Origin of the sequence: Prevotella sp. tf2-5 (genome assembly GCF_900115435.1) — a bacterium.
Lineage (GTDB): Bacteria > Bacteroidota > Bacteroidia > Bacteroidales > Bacteroidaceae > Prevotella.
In genome coordinates this window covers 161,069-181,862 of the sequence record NZ_FOWK01000004.1, presented here as the reverse complement: position 1 = coordinate 181,862, position 20,794 = coordinate 161,069, and the positions used below count along the sequence as shown (strand labels likewise).

The following is a 20,794-nucleotide window of genomic DNA, read 5'->3' as shown; positions in this document are numbered from 1 at the left end:
ATATTTAAAGATGAGACTTGTTGATGCGGAGGGATGCGTCGATGATGACGTTGCCGCCATCGGCGACAAAGGGGATGAGTACCTTGCCATTGTGTGACTGTGGGCGGTCGATGGCAAAGGGTTCTGCGAGAGACGATGCCTGACGGATTGCGTTACGCGACTGAGCGATATAATGACTCAGGAAATGGTCAAAGTCCGTGCTTGCGATAGTGTTCAGCAGTGCATCACTATCTCTGAAGTAGAGCATGCTGTAGAGATGACACAGCTCGCGATAGTCCTTGGCTGCTGGCACTCGACGCTGATAGCCCTGTGGATGAAGTAAGGTGTAGATATAAACAAGTCGAGAGTAGCGGTCGCGAAACTTCACTTCTATTTCGCCCCCTTCTTCGTCAATAAGAAGAATGCTGTAGCGACACTTTGCAGTGCCAGTTTGGTTGAGCCTGACTTCTACGGCTACAAGACCTGGCATGAGTTCCTTGTCTGCTGCCATGTATTCGGCCAGACGCTGCTTGATTTCTTCAAGACTCATTGATTCAATTTTTGTTTGGATATCTATCATACTTTTGCTTTTGTTTTCTGGTGCAAAGGTATTAAAAAATCAGCATCCTTCCTAAGAAAAATGCTGAATGTATAGGTATAAGAAAAGGTAGTTTTTCTTAACGTAACTTACTCATCTTCAAGTGAATACAATATTTCTTTTCCGTCCGGCATCTGCTGGGCAAGCCGTAGAAGTTCAGGCGGTAATTCGATGTCTTTGGCATCAAGATTCATTGAGCGAAGAGGTCGCTTCCCTATCGTTTCATTGTTGTCAAACAGAAAATGAATAGCATCATCATACTCACTAATGGCTCTATCAATGGACTTCTTCGCATCGTTGGAGTATTGTTTATAGAAGTTTGTGCCGTTTCGTGAGCTGTCCATGTATTTCCAAACATAGTCGATGGCTTTGGCTTCAGACCTATAGCCAAGTACCAGTCTGACAAGTTCTGCCATGACCGAACGACATGTCTTGTCGAGTGCCATTACTGTACTATAACCGCTCTTGAAGGAGCAAATGATGGTCAGAAGCAAAAGCACCAAGCTGTTGGGGTTAAGCTTAACCAGCATCTCTTCTCCATTGGCAAGGATGATAACTATCTCATAACGGGCCTTCTTGGATGAAGACTTCCTGACAATAATCTTTCTTTTTGATCTACTCTTTTTGTCTGTTGATGAACGATGGATACTGAGTTGTTTGTTAATCTCCTTCTGATAGTCCTCATGAAAATGTTCACGATAGGAATCAACCAGCTGTAGGAAATAGTTTTGGTTAGCTTGTGGAGTCATCTCTCCAACAAGTGTCTGCAGTGTTGTTCGCATATCAAGAACATCTTCAAGCTCCGAGGTTATTTCCTTCCATTGTTCTGGACGGACTTTCTTTAGAAGCATCAAACATGTTTCATCGTTGTTATAAGCTCCCTCGCGGAGGTAGTCTATACCACGTTCAATATCCTTCTCAACACCTTGGCCTTTAATCAACATTTGGGCTAAGATATGATTGGCTACTGTTAACCCTTCATCGCTTGCAGTCTCGAGCAACTCGAAAGCCATTTCATAATCCTCATCCTGATACATATATACACCTACTTGTAAGTATACTTCAGGTATGTCGAGTTCAAGCCCCTTTTCAATCCAATACAGGTATTCTTCACCTTCTTCATCCTCCACAAGTCCGTCGTGATAAGCACGAATGACATAGCGAATTGCTACTGTGTGGTTCAGTTCAGCGGCTTTCAGAAACCAGTTGAAAGCTTTCTTATCATCTTTCTTCACACCGTGCTCTCCTCTGTCGTAGATGTATCCTGCTGAGTATGCTGCTTCAGCACAACCTTTTTCAGCCGCTGCTCTGTAATAATTCAGTGCTTCATTCCAGTCAATGTCGCATCCGAAGCCGTGCAATCTGTACACTCCTAGTTGATAGAGTGCATCAGCATACCCCAGTTCAGCTGCTTTCTGGAGGTATTGTATGGATTTGCTATAGTCCTGAGACACAACATCGCCTGTGCCATAAAATGCCCCAACATAGAAAAGCCCCTCAGCATCACCTATTTCTGATGTCTTTTTCCAAAGAGCAAAGGCCTTGTCCTGGTCTGCTACACGACCAATACCTTCATTGTATGCCTGTGCCAACAGATTCATAGACTTTACATTACCCATCTGAACGCCTTTCAAAAGGATCTCATTATCCTCTTTCTGCATCTCTTCTGACACATAGCTGCTCATATCCACATAATCATTGGCTTGTGGCATGGCATCAACAATGGGCTGCAATTCTTCAGGATAGATAATCTTTGTTGGTTCCATGTGCATCTGATAGATACGTTTCTTGTTGACATTCAAGGTATAGGGCATGAACCAACGTTCCTCTTGAAGCTCTCCGTTTTTTTTGATAACACTACCAATAACACTCCGCATTTTCTGGATGATGTCGGTAAAAGACACCTCTGGATCCATTTCCCTGATGATACTGTCTTTAGTTCCACCAGCAGGATATACCATTTCCATCAGTTGCCTTGCCGTAACCATCATTAGGTTATACCTGTTGTTGGCTCTTTCAAAAGCTCTCTTATACAGATCGCCGTCATCATCCAAATAATCCTCTTTAACTGGTTTTCTGAGGAACTCTGCGGTATAGCCGTTCTTCAGAGATGACAACAGAATGAGCATATAAAGCAATTGTTCCTGCTTTCGCTTGAAGTGAACAACCTCTTCCTTTTCGTTATCGAAATGGAATCTGATATGATAAGCGCCTTCGGTATCATTGGCTTTCAATTTCTCACCTTTGTCCATTATGCGCTTCTCAATCTTGATGAAACGGGGGGAGAGAGCATTGTCGAGTTTTTGGAAGCGGCTATAGTTCTCCAAACCATCTTCCAAAGCTCCCAGTACGTCAGTGGTGTAATGCTCGTTATCCTTATTATAATATAAAAGGTACGCGAGCATATCGCTGTACTGCTCCTCGTTGTCCATTAGTCTCAGGTGGAGCGCTCCTGTCTTTTGCTCTGTATTTGTGCTCATTTCTGAATTTTGCAACAAAGATATACTTTATTTCTTATCAGTACAAAGTTTTTGGGTTAATAATAAGTAAAAATGCTACTTTTTAATACATGCATTATATGCATTACTCCAAAATCACAGTTTTGGTGGTAAAATTAGAATATACAATGATTTGAACGCCTTTTTCATTTGGAGAACAGGGGCGACCAGAGAGATTGTAGCGGGCCACCTCCTCTGCATCATCATTGCTGATTCCATCTGATTCAATACCCCTGACAGCAGATTGTGTGCTCTCTCCATAGTAGATGCCCTGGAGGGAGGTACAACCTGCAAAGGCATCCTCGCCGATGAAACTGACAGTTTCAGGAAGGTAGATCTCGCGGAGATAAGCTGCACCTTCGAAGGCTCCACGCGCTATTCGGCGGCAATTCGGGTGAACATTATAGGTCGTGTTCCTACTACCGGCAGGATAGCGTACCAGGATCCAATCCTTGGTGCCCTCATAGCCGACAGCATAGAGAACACCGTCGATGGTTTTGTACTTGTTCATGTAGGTTCCGTTGATGTAACCCGACGTGAACTTGTCGACCTTCTCAATCTCTTGGGCTTTAACAGCTGTGCTCATTATCAGAGCGAACAGCAGGAATAATACTTTTCTCATATCGTTTTGATGTTTGTTAATCAATATAATTGTTTAGCAACCGTCGGCTCTACGTTTAGCCATTGTATAGCGACCGAAAGAATCTCTTAGATATAGTTCAGGGAACAAATACCCATCGATAGTTAAGGAGATATTACTCCCGCTTCTGGAGAATCGCAGGGTATTGCCATAGTAGGCATAGTTGTAGGTCTCTGTGTACCATTCGGTGTCATGTTGCTTGGCCATCGTGATGTCGGCTTTGCCACCTGACATGAACTTAATCTGTTTAAACTCCACCCCACCAATAATCATAGGGTAATAACACTGCCAAGTGCCAAGTAACACATCGGCATGGAACACATCGCCCGTAGTTTTGCGCTGTTGGGCACGGTCCAACTCGTCTTGATAAGGGCATTCACAGGATACCATTATCAAAGCTAAAAGGGCAAAAAATAGTTTCGTCATTTTCATAATAATCATTTATTATTTATTCGTGGTAGTCTAGAGTGAATTCGGATAGTAAGCCCGTAGTCCCTCTTTAGGCGTTTGCATTGTCTGCGGAAAAGGCGACCATGTCCGAAGAGACCTCCCCATTTGCGGTCGATAGTCTTGACATAGTGGTGAATCATCTCGTGGATAATGACCTCACGGAGAGTTTCTTCCGTCCAGTCAATATCATTGGTAAGCCAGATACGACCTTCAATGATGCCGTCTTTCTCCTTCTTATAGGTGTACATCCCTTCGCACCACGACATCTTCTGGACTGAAAACTTACAATACTTCAGCTGATTGCCAAAGTAAAGCTGGTTATACTCCTTATAGCGGACTCTGATATCTTCCTTTGTAATCTTATTCATCTCTAATATTAATTACTCCACCATTTCCAAAGATGTAGTCACCAATTTTCTTAACAGTGCGAGGTATGGAGAGTTCTACGTTATGGCGGCAAGCTAAAAAAGCAAAGTCTTCAATTTCTTCAACTCCATCAGGCACCTCATAACAGATATCATTGAAGGTATAACGACATCCTATCAGAATCTTACCATCTTTTGAATAACCAACTTCATGGTCATCGAATATGGGCATATCATTGTTAAAGTCATCCTCTTCTTCAACAGGTGTTCCGTCATAATGTGTATCCCATATTTTGACCTTCAGCCCTTGTGGGTATTCACGGAGCGATCCGTTGTCAAAAAGCATCTCAACAGGGATGTCCAATTTTTGGAGTTCAATACAATGCCTGGCTGCCATCGGTGAAATATAGAGGGTACCTTCCTTGATACGATAGTGAGGAATATTAGGAATCTGTATGAGATATGAGCCAGAGGGCGAGTAGATGGCATCCTTCTCTGTCAGACCATCATCAACAGCACAGATAACACCTTCCAGACTGACACTCTGATAGTCGAGAGCATGGATAAGTGAAGCCATGTCGAAGATGTCAATGGCACGGAAAAGGACGCGGGAAGTACCGTTCTCGTTCTCAACCATGAATCCGTAAAGTTCATAGAAGTTCTCACATGCCTCTCGGAAATTCTCCAGTCGTTGGGGAGTTGGATTGTCTATAGTATATGCCAATTCAAGAGTCATAACAACTCCTCCTGATAGCTCGTATGAGAGAGTAGGAGCAATCACAATGTCTTCTCTGTAGTCTTGTTTGTAACAATGCATGAGTTTATTGTCAACCCTTTCATGGATTGCCGTGTTAGTCCATGGGGCATCGAAATGCCCGTCATGGAGTCCCTTAGTACTGATAAGTTTCTTCATGACAATACTTTTATGAAATAAAACCTATGCTTCTTCGTTCCTTGCCACCCAGGAGCTCTGCGCGACAGTAGCCCTCTATCTCGTCAAGAGAAGCGAATTTACCTGAGAGAATGTAGTCAACTGTGCGCTTGCGGGCGATATTCTCTATCTGACCACCAGAGAAATCGAAGTGGGAGGCCAGCTGACGGGCATCGTCTGCACTGATATCCTTCAGCATGGAACGCCAAATCTTGGTCTTCACGTCCGTATCAGGCTTGTGGAACTCCACCTTGTAGAGGAAACGACGCTCAAAGGCCTTGTCAAGGTTGCTCGTCAGGTTGGTGGTGGCAATGAGAATGCCATCAAGGTCTTCAATCTCCTGCAGGATGATGTTCTGCATGGCGTTATCCATCTTATCGACAGAGTGCTCCACGTTCTCCGTGCGCTTGTTGATGATGGCATCTGCCTCGTTAAAAAACAGGATGGGCATCACCTCGCTGTTCTGACACAGTCTGCGATAACGGGCAAACACCTCCTTGATATTCTTCTCACTCTCACCAACCCACTTATCGCGCAGACCAGCGATGTCCACCTGCATGAGGTCACGTCCCGTCTGACGGGCAATCTGTAGGACAGTCTCAGTCTTACCCGTACCAGGGGCACCATAAAACAAGCAAGCAAAGCCCTTGCGCATACCCTGTTCTTCGAGTCGCTTCTGGATAGAGGGCAGGGTCTCGGTACTAAGCAGACTGGTGAGTCGCTCAATCTGCTCTTGCTCTGATGTATTGAAGAACAACGACTTCTCCCTGATGGCATCGTGGCTTTTCAGGAAGCGGTCATCGGGTCTCATCCTTCTACACTTTGAGTGACTGGGCGTATAGGCAGAAAGAAGCTCAGACTTTGCCTTACGTGTGAGCATATACTGCTCTGTATCGGCCTGGCCCTCATTACACTTATGCTCAATATAACCGCATTGAATGAGGGGATGAGTCCCGTCTCTAAGTCCCTCGCGCATAAAGTCACAGTCATACTCTTCTGGATAAAGACCATCGATAGTCTGGAAGGTAAGACCCTCACCATCAGAACCTTCCCACTGTGCATAATCAACGACTATCAGCAACAGAAGCGACTGAACATGAATATCATCAAACTTCAGGACCTCATGACAGAGAGGAAGATGTGGATTCGCCTTGGCAAATTCGCGCATCCATTCCTCATCATCATTAAATACTGCATTGCGGTCATTCATATTCTTTTCGACATGCCTCTCCAGTTTGTCAACGAACTGTTGCTCATTAAGACCGTCTATCTTCTCTGGAACGAATGTCTTGTTATGACGAAGTGCCGTGACTACACCACGTACCAGAGCAATACCCTCGAAGAAACCACCAATCTCATGGACTCCTTTGTGAATAGCCCAGCGCTTGGTTACCAATTCCTCAATCTCCTCAGAATATACCATGATTGACAGACGAGAACAGCCGAGATAGTTACCCATGCTCTTCCAAGACATCGGTTCGCCAGCCTCAATGAGCATGGCAAGAGCGACAATCTGGACGTTGGTTAACCCCAGTTCCTTATTAAGAAAAGCCAATGGATTCTTTACCGACTTCCAAAACTCGTCTGACAATTGAGAGTCCTGTGCCAAATCAAGGATTCTGTCAAGTGCAGTGATGATAGTCCAAGTGTCAGGCTCCTTGAACTCGTCCATAATCTCACCTGGGAGATCTACCTGACCTCCGATTCCTGACTTAAGTCTGCGTACTGGTTTCTTTCTAATATTCATATTGTACTATTTTTGATTTTGTGATGCAAAGGTAGGCATTAACAACAAAACAAACACTAAAGTTATACATATAACAGATTAAGCTGGTTGGTTCTGAGAATTGACCTCAGAACGCAAGATGTCGATTATTTGGAGTGGTGATGTAATACATTGATGCTCTGGGTCTGCGAGCATCAGCTCTTTCTCGCCTGCATCTGCACCCCAAAGACAATGGTATGCCTTGATGCCTGCATTGCCAGCAGCCTGTGCATCGCACAGTTCGTTGCCAAAGGCAAGAACATGAGTAGGGTCTTCTTTGAGTTGCTTCAAAGCATATTCGAAGAGAGCGGGATTACCACCACGTTTCCTTATTCTTCGCCCAGTGGCATCTTTACAGCCTATGCGATTGATTTTATCCTTAGGGAAGATTTCCTGCAAACCAAAAGTGCGAACGGCTACGTTCAGAACTTCACGGTTGTTGCCAGACACGATGGCTGCCTGGATGTTGTTTGCTTTGATGTATTCGAAGACTTGGTGCCAACCATCGTACAACGGACACTGCTTGACGTGTTCGAGATACTCCTTTCTGGCCTGTACCCACTCAGGGGAAAAACGTCGTAGGGTCTTTTGTCTGGCCACGTACTGGTCAGCTTCTACAGTATCGAATAGAGTGCCGTCGTAGTCGAAAAGCACTGTTTTGTAGTCACGATTGATTATCTTCTGCTTTGCCATAAACACTAACTATTAACATTTACGGCTGCAAAATTAGACAATCTACCTTGGAAAGGCTATGTTTCTATACGTATACCGAATGCGATTTATTGAGCCAATTTGCAGAGAGAATGGTATAGCATTTCCATACCAATAGTTGCGGTTTCCTTGATATGGAGGAACCCTTCTGGAATCTCCACCTCCCCTGGATCAATTACAATATTATGATTTGCGCCTGAACATGCTGTTAGTGTGTTTGCTGGTGAAACCAACAGGGACGTACCAATAACAACAAAGATATCAGCCTCGAAAGCCGTATTCATTGCAATAGGCATGTTGGGAACAGGTTCACCAAACCAGACAATATAAGGACGAAGTTGACTACCGTCTTTAGCTTTGTCACCAAGCTGAATATCATCAAACAGAGGGCGGAACTCGATACACTCCGTTTTCTCCTTGTCGATGGACGAACAGACCTTGGCAAGCTCTCCATGAAGATGTATGACATGAGAAGAACCAGCTCTTTCATGGAGGTCATCGACATTTTGGGTGATTATACTGACATCGTACCATTCTTCAAGTTGTGCCAACAACTCATGAGCTTTGTTTGGCTGAACCTCCAGCAACTGGCGACGACGGGCATTGTAGAAGTCAAGCACAGCCTTAGGATTGTTATTCCATCCTTCGATGCTTGCCAACTGCATGGCATCTTTCTTTTTCCAAATGCCATCCTTATCGCGGAATGTATCAATACCACTTTCTTTGCTTATTCCTGCTCCAGACAGAACAACCAGTTTCTTATTCATATACCAAATTAGTTGCCTATATAGACTATGAAAGCTCCCATCCGTAGAAATCCTCTACATCTTCATAGTCTTCACCTTCTGATTTCTCGTGCTCAGTATTATCGAAGGCCGCACAGAGTAGCTTGTAAGCTTCCTTCTTTTCAATTTCATCATCTGAAACAAGCACTTTTTTGGTGATATCGTTACTGATAAGATTCAGTTCCATTTCATGCCTATCGGTAAGTCTCAAGCTTTCGACTTGCCAATATTCGTCATGGAGCAATATTGTTGGCATCTTATCAGGATTGCTTGAATCAAACTTCAACTCCTTCTTTCCTGTATATGATTGGTCACCTATAAGAATAGAAATACCAAAGAAGCACTCGTTTGTATCTCGGTCATCCCAGATTAAGAAATTCTCTTTAATGGACTCTTCTTCAACAATGATTCTGCGGGTTTCGTCCAGGACTTTGCCAAGAAGGTTGAGCCCTTTCCACTTAGTCTCGTTGTCTATATCTGGATTACTCTCATACATACGAATACCCCATACTTTATCATAAGGAGAGGCTTCAACAAAACCATGTCCCTTATATTCCGGGGATAGAAGAAGTTGTTTCAAGTCTTCGTTTTGACTGAACTTGGCGACATTGGCTTTAAGCATGATTTGATAACGCTTATCATTCCAAACCTGTTCGTCATAGTTCTGCACCTTACGGCCAAGAGCCTTTACCTTTTTGGGATTGCCATCAGCGAGGATTTGCTTGGCAATTTCTTCATCACCAAAGACAATGGCCTTCATATACATGAAATACTGCTCAGTATTATAGAAGTGACAGTGTACTTCGTTTACTTCAATGTCAAATTCTGCTGGATGCCAATTGCTTGGCCATTCGTTCCAGAAACATACGTGTTTATCTGTTACTCTCATAATTATTTGATTTACTTTACTTCAACGACGAATTGTGTGATGGGATAATAGATAATTCTCGCAGCGACCTTTTTCTTCCCTTCAGCTTCTAAAGCCTGCTGATAGCAGTCGAGTTGGTCGCCATGACGGCCTGCATAGTGTTCACTGGTTGGATTGAACACAAGACTATAGCTGCCGGGACATGTCTTGTAATCAATAATAATATACGAATCTACTGTTTCCCAGATGAGATCAATGTAGCCGCTAACTACATGTCCTTCATCGTCAATATGACGGAAAGGTTTCTCATGATGCCGCATTACAGATTTTCCGTAGCGTGATTCAAGCAAATCTGTCAGATATGTCCACGAATCTAACAGTCGGCCTGGCTCTGGCATATTCTTTTCTGTAAACCCATAGCTGTCACGGAGCTGAATAATTCGCTCAACACTGATACCGTCATCACAACAACAAAATACTTGGTGGATGAAGTCCCCCATGAGAGCTTCTTCGCTCGTTTTGTTACGGACGAGCATACGATACTCTTTGTCGTTTATGGGAACAATGTCATGTGGAGCAGTTCCTGCTTTTGACGGAGATACAAAAAGGATGTTATTTAGCGGAGAGAAGTCTTTTGCCATATCGTGAACACCGTTCATGACGTGTTCAGGCCAAGCTAAAACGTTGTCACTATCATAACGCTCGATATGGAACGGCATACCTATGCCAAAGAGGTCTTGGCTATGACTCCCGTCAAGAAGTTGTGCAACATTCTCAACTCTAACTGAACGGAACCAGCTGAGGGTAATGCCATTGTCTTTCTCTTTAGGGGCAAGAATCAGAATTTCGCGAGCACGGGTTACACCCACATATAGTAGTCGTGCATTCTCTCCTATCTCACGTTCTGAGATGGATTGCCAAGACGGATGTTGCTGCATACGTGATGTGACTGCAGATTTCTTGGCATTCTCGTTTGAAGGAGCATAGATGTTACGAACCAATGAGATAGTCATAGGAGGGTTTGGATTCTCCGGAGTCGGTAGCTGTTCGCGATGATAGTGGCATCCCAACATACTACGTGTAGCTATCTTTGTGGCATCGGAAGCATCGTTTTCAAGCGACAGCAGGATGACTACCTTCCATTCCAACCCCTTCGACTTATGATAAGTAAAAAGCCGAACACCGTCTTCGTTTGCAGCTCCGTCTTGTTTCTGTCCGGTGAAGAAATCTATAAAGCCTGCCACTGTTGCGGGCTGTGCTAATTTGGTAGCATAGTCTTCATATCTCCGTGCAAGGTCTATAAGCACTTGGAGGTTAGTTTCCTCTGCTAACGCGTTTTCCCACCCCTGTACTAGAGCATAGAGGTCAAGTTCGATAACGAGACTCTCAACAAGCGAACTTATACTTTGATAGCCAAGCAAGTTAGTTGCAAACTCCTGTTCTTTCGTGGAGCGAAAACTCAGAAGACTACCCAAACGGTTTAAAATGGGCACTTCTTTTAGATACACAGTAGGGTCTTGACTCTCTTCAGACAGGAAGTCAAGTCGATTTTCGATAATCTTGGTGACATTATAGCCTGGTTCCGTCAGATAGGCTACTTCTGCTCGTGCCAACTGATTATGTGGTCTGTTAACCAAAGTAAGAAGAGCTTTCATAAGACGGCCAGCCCTTGACTCCTTTATGTCATTGGATTCACGACATACAGGAACCTTTAATGCTCGAAGTTCATCGGCCAACTTATCCAAGTTCTCATTCGTACGAGCCAAGACGGCGACGTCTTTCGCATCCATTCCCTCTTGGAGTATGAACTGTTGGATTTGTTGAGCAAGATTCTTGTCACCGTTATAAGGCCATAGGCGAAGCGGATGTTTGACAGGAGTGTCATTGCCATTCTTCTCTGGCATCAATAGTTTCACTTCCTTCTCTGTCATCTTGCTGAATACCTGCGAGAAAATGGCATTAGAGAAGTCAACAAGCGGCTTGACTGAACGGTAAGAGTGCTCCAAATGTTCTGTGTCAGAAATGCTGTCGGCTACTGCAGCTGTCAATTCTGTGTCAGATCCTCGGAAGCCATATATAGCCTGCTTCTTATCACCAACATAGCAGGTGTTAAGCAGTTTGGAAAGTCCCTGAAAGATGCGTACCTGCATGGGGTTGGAATCCTGGAACTCGTCCACAAACAGATGGGTATAACGCGACTTGATGTCATTCTGAACCTCAGGCATCCCAAGTAGGTCAAGGAACATCTCCTCCATGTCGTTGAAGTCTATCAGGTGATGCTCATCCTTATACTGACGGTATTCCTTTTGCCATCTGCTGGCCAATCGGAAAATGAGGGAGGCGTACTCTCTTTGACGTTTGGATCTCTCCTCTGTGAAAATTTCCATTCCTGAAAGACTTGCTGACAAACGCTTTGTATTATCAGAATCCTTGCAACGTCCCTTGGCTATAGATTCCAAGTCATTCAGTTCGTCTATAGAAAGTTCTCGCCCCTTGTAGTAATTGATACGCTCGAATTCAGCTTTTGCCTTTGCCCCAGGTCTGGTCATACTGGTCAGAATCTCTTCAACCTCACAGATAACGGCTTTGGCACATTCCATCAGTGATGTATCTTCCTTAGGTTCCAAACACTTAATGAAGCTTTCGGTTGTTTCAAGGCTTTTCTTCAGTTGCTCTTCATTGATGCCATACCACTGCATGAAGTCGAGAACTTTACAGAGGTCAGCCTTCCAAAACTCATAATTGATACCAGACTTGCGCTCCTTTGGATCATATATAACATTATAGTCTTCCGCATATCTATAGAGGAAATTGCGGTCTTTGGGCTCAAGCAGCCCGCGAAGTGAATGGTCACGATAAAGCTGGAGTTCATTCTCTTCCATAGCAGCGGCATCAGGCATAATGCCGAGCAGATACCAATACTTGGTCAGGAAAGAATTGGCCACAGAATGGACAGTTCCAATAAGAGCATGTTCCATTTGCTGTGCCTCACGATGCTTGCCAAGTTTAGCCAGTTCTTTTTTTGCCTTCTCGCGTAGTTCCTGTGCGGCAGCCTTGGTAAACGTAGTCATTATTACCTGTTCGGGATTCAACTTCCCGTCGAACACCATCTTTGCGACATCGGTGGTTATTCTGTATGTTTTGCCAGATCCTGCTCCGGCGCTTATGAAAGTCTTTGTCATGATAATCTGCAGCGTTAGATGGTGAAACACTTATAGTCTGAATACAGGTTCTCTGCCTTTTTGGGCTCAGTCTTTTTCCCGTCATCTTCCAGAGGATAGACATTGACAGACTGAGCATAACTCAACTTGCTGATGGGTACATTATCAGCCGTTTCAATAACTCCACTACTAATCTCACTTACCCTCTCGGCATAGCCCTTTCGCAGTTGTTCCATGATATCAGGCTGCATGTTGGGAGTAATCAACTCACAATTGCTACCAAAGAAATCATCAGTACTGTAGAGTATTCCATAAGGCATGACAAAATATGCAGTGCGAACGGACTGAGGACGATTATCATGGTGTAATAGCATATCTTTATAAATCGCAAGCTGGAGAGCACGATTTTTCTCCAACACTGTCTTGTACTTATCTTTTTTGCTAACCCATTTTAAGTCGAACACCACATTGTTGCCTGCTTTGTCATTTAGCAACATATCAATAAAGCCATGGAGAGCGACACCCCCTTGTAGTCCCAGATCTTGTTCTTCTTCCTGCTCGCACTGAATGACCGTCAGACCATTCTCCTGAATGATAGTGGCCAACTTACTGACACATTCTTTCAACTTGTATTTTATGCGCTCTTTGTTGAGATGATGCTCAGGCAGCAAAAGTATAGCGCCTTTTCTAATAAGTGCCCTACGGAATGCGACTTCATAATGGCTGACGACAAATTCTGAAAGCGGTTCACCGTTTCTTTCGGAAGTGAAGAGATTCTCAACCACATCATGAGCCACATTTCCATAAGTCAGCGGCAATTTGATGTCCGTATCACTGGCATCTGTGAATCCCAAAGTGTAGTTCATGAAATAGTCGAGGGGGGACTGGAGTAGCTTCTCTAAGGCAGAAAAACTCTCTTTAGACCGCCATTTGACAGGATGCTTTCCCGCATCAAAACAGATTTTCTCTGCATCTGTATCACGGTGATTGTCAATCACGTCAATCTTCTTGGAAGCTATCTCGCTATACAGTTTATCTCCGTCTTCCTGCTTAGTGATGGCGGGCAATTGGAGATACAGGGGATGCATGGGTAGTTTGGTGGCTCCTTGCTGTGAACAAGTTATAACGGTGAGATTACCTGAAGTCTTATAAACAGGCATGGCCAGCATCAAGTGCATAAAGTCACTTTCATGCTGTTTGTCCCAAAGTAAGATACCGGCATCCTTCAGTTGTTTTACCTCAAGATTTGAAAGGAAATCAGTAGAGAGGGTGGCCTGCACATCACCATAGAAATCACACCATACGGTATTCTTGGACTCCCCAATCATATTTGAGGGTCTGTTGATAACGTTCCTTCTATTGACTTGCGCATGATAGAGTGTATAGTCACCGTCCTCATAAAGCGATTGCGCCCATTGGTTAAGAGTAGTAAAGGACAAGTTGCCATCAATCAACGTTTCTATCTGATGGAGCAATGCATCGGTCATCTCTGCAACGTTCCTTAATTGAGCAATCCGTGCGTCATAAGGTTGTACAGCAGCAATCTTTACTGCTTTACTTGATGCGTAGGAACTGATTGAAGACAGAAATTTAGACAGAGCTTTGACATTCACCTCGTTCGCTTCCTCTGCGAGTGGTAAGGCTCCTTCATCTGTCCTTATATCGAACGGTAAATAGGTGATATAGTTCTCCTCGCGCTGTTCCTTTGTCATTTCCTGTGGTGTTTCATCATCTTCATCTTTAAGTTCTCGCTCAATATAGCTGTTGACACAATCCTGCACCTTCTCATTGCAAAAGCCTCCCTCATGAACAATTCTATTTGCCAACTCTCTTCGAAGTCTTCTGTCAAGAGGACATTCTGGCAGGAAGAGATATTGCAGAAGCGTATTCACATTAAGAGGACGCTGGAAAAGTTGTATAGCCAATAGAAACATTTGTGTTATCTGCGGATTGGTATCGGTCATCTCGCTACCGCAGACAGGGTTGCCCGACATATGAAGCCAGTTGTCAAGGCGCTTGTTGTTGGTGTTGATCCAAACTTCATAAGCATTTGGTTGCTGCTGTGCCAACCATGCTTCAGCTTTCCATAGCTGAGAAAAATGTATCTCTGTGATAGTCGCTGGTTGCGACTTTGTATAGTCCGTTTTCTCCTCAATGGTTACATCAAGATTTTGGAGTGATGACATAAGTGGTTTTATGAAATCAGGAAGGAGATCCACATGACAAGGTATCTCAATGATGAGAGTCTTGTATGCCATAGGGACATTTAGCTCTCCAGATTCCATCCTGCGGATAGTGTCTGATAGTTTAGTAAACAATGCGGCAAGGCCTTCGTCCTTGAAATAGTTATCAATCTCAGCCAATGTATTGAGACGAGTACTATCTTTCAAAACAATATTCTTACTCCAACCGCACAGAGCCAAGTTATCTCGCCAACGGAGTAGAGTTTTAGCAACACTCATGCTATCAATGACAATACTCCGATGGAAGATATTGTCCTTAAAACTGCTATCATAATCCAGCAGAGCTTTATGGTACGAGGTGAGCCGTTCCGGATATGATGGCATTTGTTGATGGATACCAGCATGTAAAGCAAGCTGGCTAAGAAGACCTTGGGTTTCCAATACCTGAACATCAAGTGCCACTTTCTGGTCTTGCATGTTCATAAAGTAATTCCCACTGTAGAAAGGACTATATACAATCTTCATACTTGGTTTATTTAGCTATCTTCTGCAAATTTACGAATAATTTCCCAAACTTGTACTTTCTGAGGCTCATTTTTAAGAAATAGTAAGGGACTAATGATGAATCAGTCCCTTTGCACCTATATATGAAACACTTTGAGAAGCAACCCGCTGTGCTTCTTCCAGGCAGTGGGTGACGTTTGGCAGATGAATTCTGTCAAAGGTCAGCATGTGGTGATGCCCCATCTCATTGATGAAAGCCGAGGTTGTCCAGTCACCGGCACCTTCACCATCCACAGCATGTGGGTTGTGTTCAGGAGGAATTGTAATCCAGCCCTCTGAACGAAGCTTGAAACGAAGACCTTTCTCGTTCAGCGTCTGAATGAAGAGCTTGTCAGTAAAACCTTCAGTGAACGAGACGTCAGGATGCTTCTCGTTAGAGAATTTCACGATGTCACTGGCAGCTACAGCACGGAGAAAATTGCGGTCTACAGGCTCATTCGGTTCGTAATACACAAGCACCCCACGCTCATGGAACAGCTGAGCAAGTAGGATGTTGCCAGGAGCGCAGCGGTCGAAGAAGAATACGTCGGGCATCTCCTCCAGCGAGTCGAAGAGTTCCTGCGCCTGTTTCAACGTCCAAAAGCGATGGTTGACGAAACGTCCACCACGAGGAGAGTGAGCCATGTAGGCGGTCTTGGGTTTACCGTCACGCCCTGTTTTGTGGATGATGTCGAGGATGGTCGTACCACCGTCAGGCGCATTGCTGACAAGCCGAGTGTCACAGCCATAAGCCTCCATGTCAGCCTTCAGCTGAAACCCCACCTCAGAGTCATCGAGACGAGCAGCAGGCAGTGTATGCCACCCCATCCATGCGAGGATGGTCATGACATTGCCTGCCGTACCACCCACATGCTGGTAGATGATGTTCACGTTCTTACCGATCTTCTCCTGAAGATTGTCGAGCGGGAAAGTACCCGCACCAAGGCATGTCAGCCCAATCGTTTCATTTACCTTTTTCATATTATACAACCTAAATAAATCAATCTGGGTGCAAAGGTACAAAATACATTTCAGGAGTTCTTTCATTTTATACGTATACCGTTCTGTTCCATCCGTCGAGAATCTCCCGCAGTTCAAGCGGGAGTTTCTCATAAGCGAAGGTGGCAAGGTCGGCAGGCACGTCCATCGAGGCAGCAGCAATGTTACCAGCCATGCAGCCCATGGTGTCTGTATCGCCACTAAGGGAGATGGCACGGATGACAGCATCTTCGAAGGACTCTGCTTCGAGGAAGCAGATTATGGATTCTGGAACGCTCTTATCACAGGTGGTCTCGAATGCGTATGAAGGTCGAATATCGTCAGTGGTACGGTTGAGATCGTAACCGAAGGTCTGTTCGATGTACGACCTAATGTCGGACTTCGAGTGGCCAGTTCTGTTCAGGAAGATGGCGGCAGCGATGGCCTGGGCACCACGGATACCCTCATCAGAGTTATGGGTGACTTCGGCGGAGGTCTTCGCCAGAGCCAGACACTCATCAAGCGACTGGGCGTACCAAGCTACAGGAGCAACACGCATGGCACTGCCGTTGGTATTGGCACCATAAGGTTCACGGTTGTCAGAGCGAACCCAAGCACGGAAGGTTTTACTGAAAGAGTATGGCGCATATCGACGAGCGAGATGTTTGAAGAGGTCAACGAGCGTCTGTTTGTCATGCGATGGGTCATAAACGAGCCACTTGGCAATAGCCAGCGAAAGCACGGTGTCATCGGTGTATGTCATGGTTACAGACGGCTTCAGATGGGATTTGCCAGCGAGAGCTTTTATTTTCAGTTTGTCCTTCTCCAGCTCATATTTCGAGCCGAGTACATCTCCGACGATGCCACCAATGAGTCCACGAGTGGGCAGTGTTACAGGTGCACCTGGAATGACCGTTTCAACACTGATGGTTCCATCGGGTTGGCGAATGAACCACAGCGTGCTGCCCAGCCAGTTGATATATGCATCGTTAAGAATATTGATGTCGGCAGGTTCTCCCTGAAGAAACTTCTTCCACTCAGCACACCAGAGACAGTCGGGCTTCTCGAATTCCAGTGCTCTACGGCACTTCGCATGGAAGCGATCTTCAAGGAAGTCGCGGCGAATACGCTGGGGATTGTTCAGATATCCCTTTTCAGGGTTGAGAATGGTCTGCTGCGTCTTCAGCGCATCACGACTGTCATCGAAGGCTGCCAACAAATACGGCACTTCAATGTCAGAGAAGTGATATCCGAGGACATCAACACTGTTGGTTTTGGTCTTCAGCTGAAGTCTGTCCGTATATGGAACAGGGGCAGCTGTGAAGTTGAGAGGACCGTACAAGCTAAAATCTTCCTGAAAGCTGACGAGGTCGCGGAAGGCTCCTTTACTGAAACCGCCCAGGTTGTTGGGATCGTTGGGGTTGGAATGACGGTACTTCTCGCCGAAGTCGCTGGTGAACATACTCATCTTGTACAGCAGGTCAATGGATCCCAATGGCGAGTCGATGTCAGTACGGATGATGATGACGGGCAGATGACCTGGCAGTCGGTCAAGCAGGTTACGGCATACGGCTTCTTCGCGAGGAGTGACTAACAGCACCAGTGCGCAGTCGGTCTGTGGGTGTTTGGGACTGCTGATGAAGTTGGAGAGTGCAAGGAAACGTCCGTGACACTCGTCGCGGAAGTCAGAGATGACACAGGAGGCCAGACCGGCTTCGGTCATGTTACTCTCCATCTTATGAGCTACAGGTTCACCGTATGATCCGTACAATACGGTGAATTGCGAGATGGAGCTAAGGTCTGGCGGAGTCGAGATACCATCGACACAGCGATATGCGTAATTGTCGGCAGGCTCTGACGAGAGAGCCAGCTTATTCGAGAAGTCGGCATCACCAGTAAAGGCTTTATATAATAAAGAGAAGTACGCGAAGGTTCCATTGACGCTAATGAATCCGTTGGAGTGCTCGAAAGTATGACGGATGACACTGTTGGGATTGGTCTTCTGCATACGCTTCATGACGGCGTTCTCGTCGTGGGACATGGTGAGGGCGCAGCTATGTTGTGGATTCACCCGAATCATGCGGTCTGCGATGTACACGGCGTCCTGATTCTTCAGCGATGTACTGACAAGCAGGAGCTTCGAGTTACGGAGTGTTTCGTCAGAAAAAGAGTTGGCCTGATACGGAGTTACGACACGGCCTAAGCTACAGTTGGTTCCGTAGAGCAGTGCTGCATACGAAGCAGAGGAGTGGGCACCACCATGTCCCATCGCGATGAGGGGACGTTCCGGATTGGTGAGCAAGAACTGACGCAGGGATTCTACGTCTGCTTGTTCCGCCTGTTCAATGTAATTACGAGTGTCTGTCAGTAACTCGCTCATGAGCTTCTTCCCGCCCCGAGTTTTCGGTGTAATTTTGCTTGTCTGTTTTGCTGTCATTGTACTGTGATTTATGTTTCGCGGTGCAAAGTTCGGAATTTCCTTCCATATAGACCGTGAATATATACGTATAGAACGAGGTATGTCAACCAAAGAAAATCTGTAATTTTGCACCTAGAAAAGAATAATAATAAGAATTGGATATGGATAAAAACGTTCATTTGATAAGTATAACCGGCGAGAAGATAGCTATACCTCACAAGGTTTTTAATGATTCTGAAATGCTGAAAGATGGGAAATATGATGAGTACTACCTGGATGTGGATTGGTATCTGGCAAGTGGATATGTAACCATTGAAGAAGCGAGAAGACGAATAGAAGGTCAATTTTATGGGAAGGATAGTTAAAATTAGAGATGGTAAAGGTAATATTTTTGAAATGGATGAGAATCTCCTTAATGGAGAACCTGCAAATCTTTCTGAGGAAGAAATTGAAAATCTTCCCAGGTTGGATGTTTCTTCCTATTTAGAAAGAGGCTATATTTCAGCAAGTGACTATCGTAAATATCTCAATGAAAGATTATATGGGCAGGAAGGTACATCTGATAAATAATGAAGGTGAGAAAATGGTTGTTTATACTCGGGATCTTATGATATCTGAACATAATTGTGATGGTAAATATGATGATTATGATCTTGATGTTGATTGGTATCTGGCTAATGGATATAGTAAAGCAGAAGATATGTTTAGGAGAATTGAAAGAGGATATAGTTCCATTTCCCAAGAAGAGATTAACAATAATGAGTGGCTCACGATAGATGAAGCTAAAGAAGAAACAATGAAAGCAATAAGCAAAGAATATGAAGGACATTAGTTCAGAAGAAATGCTCGCGAAGTTAAAAAAGCAAGAAAGAAGAATCATTGAGTCTGATTCGCTTAAAATCCAGAATACGGAGATTAAACTGCACCCGAAGATAGATGTAGAGGAGTGCTAACGTAATGGTTATATCTCAGCTGATGATTACCGAAAGACCCACAATAAAGAGAATGTGTAATATGAAAGAAGAACAAGATTTGATACCTTATAGTGATGATAATAGTAAAATGGGATATAAAAACCTTCAAGGTCAGATCGTAATTCCTGCCCAATGGAATATGGTTTATAATTTTCATGAAGGGTTGGCTATGGTTCAAAATTGGCAATATGGTTTTATTGATAAGACAGGAAAAGTTGTTATTCCTTTAGAATGGGACAATTGTGAATCTTTCTCAGAAGGTCTTGCTGTAGTTGAAAGAGATGGGAAATGTGGTTATGTAAATAAATCTGGAGAACTGGTAATACCATTAGTTTGGAACTACGCACATCCATTTTATAAAGGAAGGGCGATTGTTTTTGATGATAAACAAAGATACATAGACAAAGAAGGAAACGTAATATGGACAAGGGAAAGAACTGCTCCTCAAATGATTAAAATAAGTGATACCTGTGAAATGGATATCAATGACATGGTGATTATTGAAGATTTGAATGAATTAGGAGATGTTGTTGATTCTGAGGAATTTTTCAAAGCTATAGACGATATTCTCGAAGGCAATGGGAAGAAAGGTACATCTGATAAATAAGGAAGGTGACAAATTGGTAATTGAACATAGGGATTTCATGGATTCTCAGCTCAATGTCGATAATAGATATATAGACTATGAAGTCGATATGGATTGGTACTTGAACAATGGCTATATGACATTGGAAGACATGAAAAAGTCTATAGAAGGTGATTTTAAATAGACATGGAGATACAAAAGGAAATATTGCCATCAAAGATAAGAATCAACGAAAACGTTGAGATGGATATTTCTGACGTACTTTTCGTAAAAGACTGGAGTGAAATAGGTAATTTGGTATCTGCAGAAGACTTCTTGGAAGCATTGGATGGAATAGCTGATGAATAAAAGATAAAGATA

The 20,794-nt window shown here is 44.2% G+C and carries 19 protein-coding genes; 5 read left to right on the top strand and 14 right to left on the bottom strand.

All coding sequences use genetic code 11. From position 1 onward, the window contains the following. Window positions 1-4 precede the first annotated feature (4 nt). The 14 genes from BM257_RS06020 to BM257_RS15125 all read right to left on the bottom strand — a co-directional run bounded on the left by BM257_RS06020 (window position 5) and on the right by BM257_RS15125 (window position 18,835). Window positions 5-529 carry a hypothetical protein gene (locus BM257_RS06020; protein ID WP_143096776.1) on the bottom strand — a complete coding sequence of 175 codons (525 nt, stop codon included), beginning with the start codon at window positions 527-529 and terminating at the stop codon, window positions 5-7. 137 nt (window positions 530-666) lie between these two features. After that, window positions 667-3,057, bottom strand: a complete 2,391-nt coding sequence (locus BM257_RS06015) for an SEL1-like repeat protein (protein WP_092069715.1) — start codon at window positions 3,055-3,057, stop codon at window positions 667-669. Between the two features lie 103 nt (window positions 3,058-3,160). Further along, a complete protein-coding gene (locus tag BM257_RS06010) occupies window positions 3,161-3,697 on the bottom strand; it encodes a leucine-rich repeat protein (protein ID WP_092069713.1) in 537 nt (178 codons plus the stop codon). A 33-nt stretch (window positions 3,698-3,730) separates the two neighbouring features. Beyond that, entirely contained in the window at window positions 3,731-4,141 is a 411-nt protein-coding gene (locus BM257_RS06005) for a hypothetical protein (RefSeq protein ID WP_143096775.1), read from the bottom strand. An 11-nt stretch (window positions 4,142-4,152) separates the two neighbouring features. Beyond that, window positions 4,153-4,533: a SprT-like domain-containing protein gene (locus BM257_RS06000; RefSeq protein WP_092069708.1), complete on the bottom strand. Its 381-nt coding sequence runs from the start codon at window positions 4,531-4,533 to the stop codon at window positions 4,153-4,155. Further along, window positions 4,526-5,443 (bottom strand): leucine-rich repeat protein, encoded by a 918-nt coding sequence (locus BM257_RS05995; protein ID WP_092069705.1) that lies wholly within the window; start codon window positions 5,441-5,443, stop codon window positions 4,526-4,528. Before BM257_RS05995 ends, BM257_RS06000 begins: the two co-directional genes overlap by 8 nt. Window positions 5,444-5,453: 10 nt before the next feature. Further along, entirely contained in the window at window positions 5,454-7,208 is a 1,755-nt protein-coding gene (locus tag BM257_RS05990; protein ID WP_092069703.1) for an ATP-binding protein, read from the bottom strand. A 78-nt stretch (window positions 7,209-7,286) separates the two neighbouring features. After that, window positions 7,287-7,919 carry an HAD family hydrolase gene (locus BM257_RS05985; RefSeq protein WP_092069700.1) on the bottom strand — a complete coding sequence of 211 codons (633 nt, stop codon included), beginning with the start codon at window positions 7,917-7,919 and terminating at the stop codon, window positions 7,287-7,289. Window positions 7,920-8,005: 86 nt separating this feature from the next. Then, complete coding sequence (locus tag BM257_RS05980; protein WP_092069697.1) at window positions 8,006-8,704, bottom strand: SIR2 family NAD-dependent protein deacylase; 699 nt, start codon at window positions 8,702-8,704, stop codon at window positions 8,006-8,008. Window positions 8,705-8,729: 25 nt separating this feature from the next. Then, a complete protein-coding gene (locus BM257_RS05975; protein ID WP_092069696.1) occupies window positions 8,730-9,611 on the bottom strand; it encodes an NADAR family protein in 882 nt (293 codons plus the stop codon). Between the two features lie 11 nt (window positions 9,612-9,622). Next, window positions 9,623-12,772 carry a UvrD-helicase domain-containing protein gene (locus BM257_RS05970; RefSeq protein ID WP_092069694.1) on the bottom strand — a complete coding sequence of 1,050 codons (3,150 nt, stop codon included), beginning with the start codon at window positions 12,770-12,772 and terminating at the stop codon, window positions 9,623-9,625. A gap of 14 nt (window positions 12,773-12,786) precedes the next feature. Next, a complete protein-coding gene (locus BM257_RS05965) occupies window positions 12,787-15,459 on the bottom strand; it encodes a PD-(D/E)XK nuclease family protein (RefSeq protein WP_092069692.1) in 2,673 nt (890 codons plus the stop codon). A 90-nt stretch (window positions 15,460-15,549) separates the two neighbouring features. After that, window positions 15,550-16,458: a carbohydrate kinase family protein gene (locus tag BM257_RS05960; RefSeq protein ID WP_177216033.1), complete on the bottom strand. Its 909-nt coding sequence runs from the start codon at window positions 16,456-16,458 to the stop codon at window positions 15,550-15,552. 67 nt (window positions 16,459-16,525) lie between these two features. Then, complete coding sequence (locus tag BM257_RS15125) at window positions 16,526-18,835, bottom strand: ADP-ribosylglycohydrolase family protein (protein WP_255405583.1); 2,310 nt, start codon at window positions 18,833-18,835, stop codon at window positions 16,526-16,528. A 200-nt stretch (window positions 18,836-19,035) separates the two neighbouring features. On the opposite strand from BM257_RS15125, the gene BM257_RS05950 reads away from it, so the two are divergent. The 5 genes from BM257_RS05950 to BM257_RS14760 all read left to right on the top strand — a co-directional run bounded on the left by BM257_RS05950 (window position 19,036) and on the right by BM257_RS14760 (window position 20,782). Further along, window positions 19,036-19,239, top strand: coding sequence for a hypothetical protein (locus BM257_RS05950; RefSeq protein WP_092069687.1), 204 nt, complete (start codon window positions 19,036-19,038; stop codon window positions 19,237-19,239). Further along, complete coding sequence (locus BM257_RS14535) at window positions 19,223-19,444, top strand: hypothetical protein (RefSeq protein ID WP_143096774.1); 222 nt, start codon at window positions 19,223-19,225, stop codon at window positions 19,442-19,444. Before BM257_RS05950 ends, BM257_RS14535 begins: the two co-directional genes overlap by 17 nt. Then, on the top strand, window positions 19,416-19,706 hold the full coding sequence (locus BM257_RS05945) for a hypothetical protein (RefSeq protein ID WP_143096773.1): 291 nt from the start codon (window positions 19,416-19,418) through the stop codon (window positions 19,704-19,706). The genes BM257_RS14535 and BM257_RS05945 overlap by 29 nt, the downstream gene beginning before the upstream one ends. A 182-nt stretch (window positions 19,707-19,888) precedes the next feature. Next, window positions 19,889-20,455: a WG repeat-containing protein gene (locus BM257_RS05940; protein ID WP_177216032.1), complete on the top strand. Its 567-nt coding sequence runs from the start codon at window positions 19,889-19,891 to the stop codon at window positions 20,453-20,455. 165 nt (window positions 20,456-20,620) lie between these two features. Next, window positions 20,621-20,782, top strand: coding sequence for a hypothetical protein (locus tag BM257_RS14760; RefSeq protein ID WP_177216031.1), 162 nt, complete (start codon window positions 20,621-20,623; stop codon window positions 20,780-20,782). Window positions 20,783-20,794 lie beyond the last annotated feature (12 nt).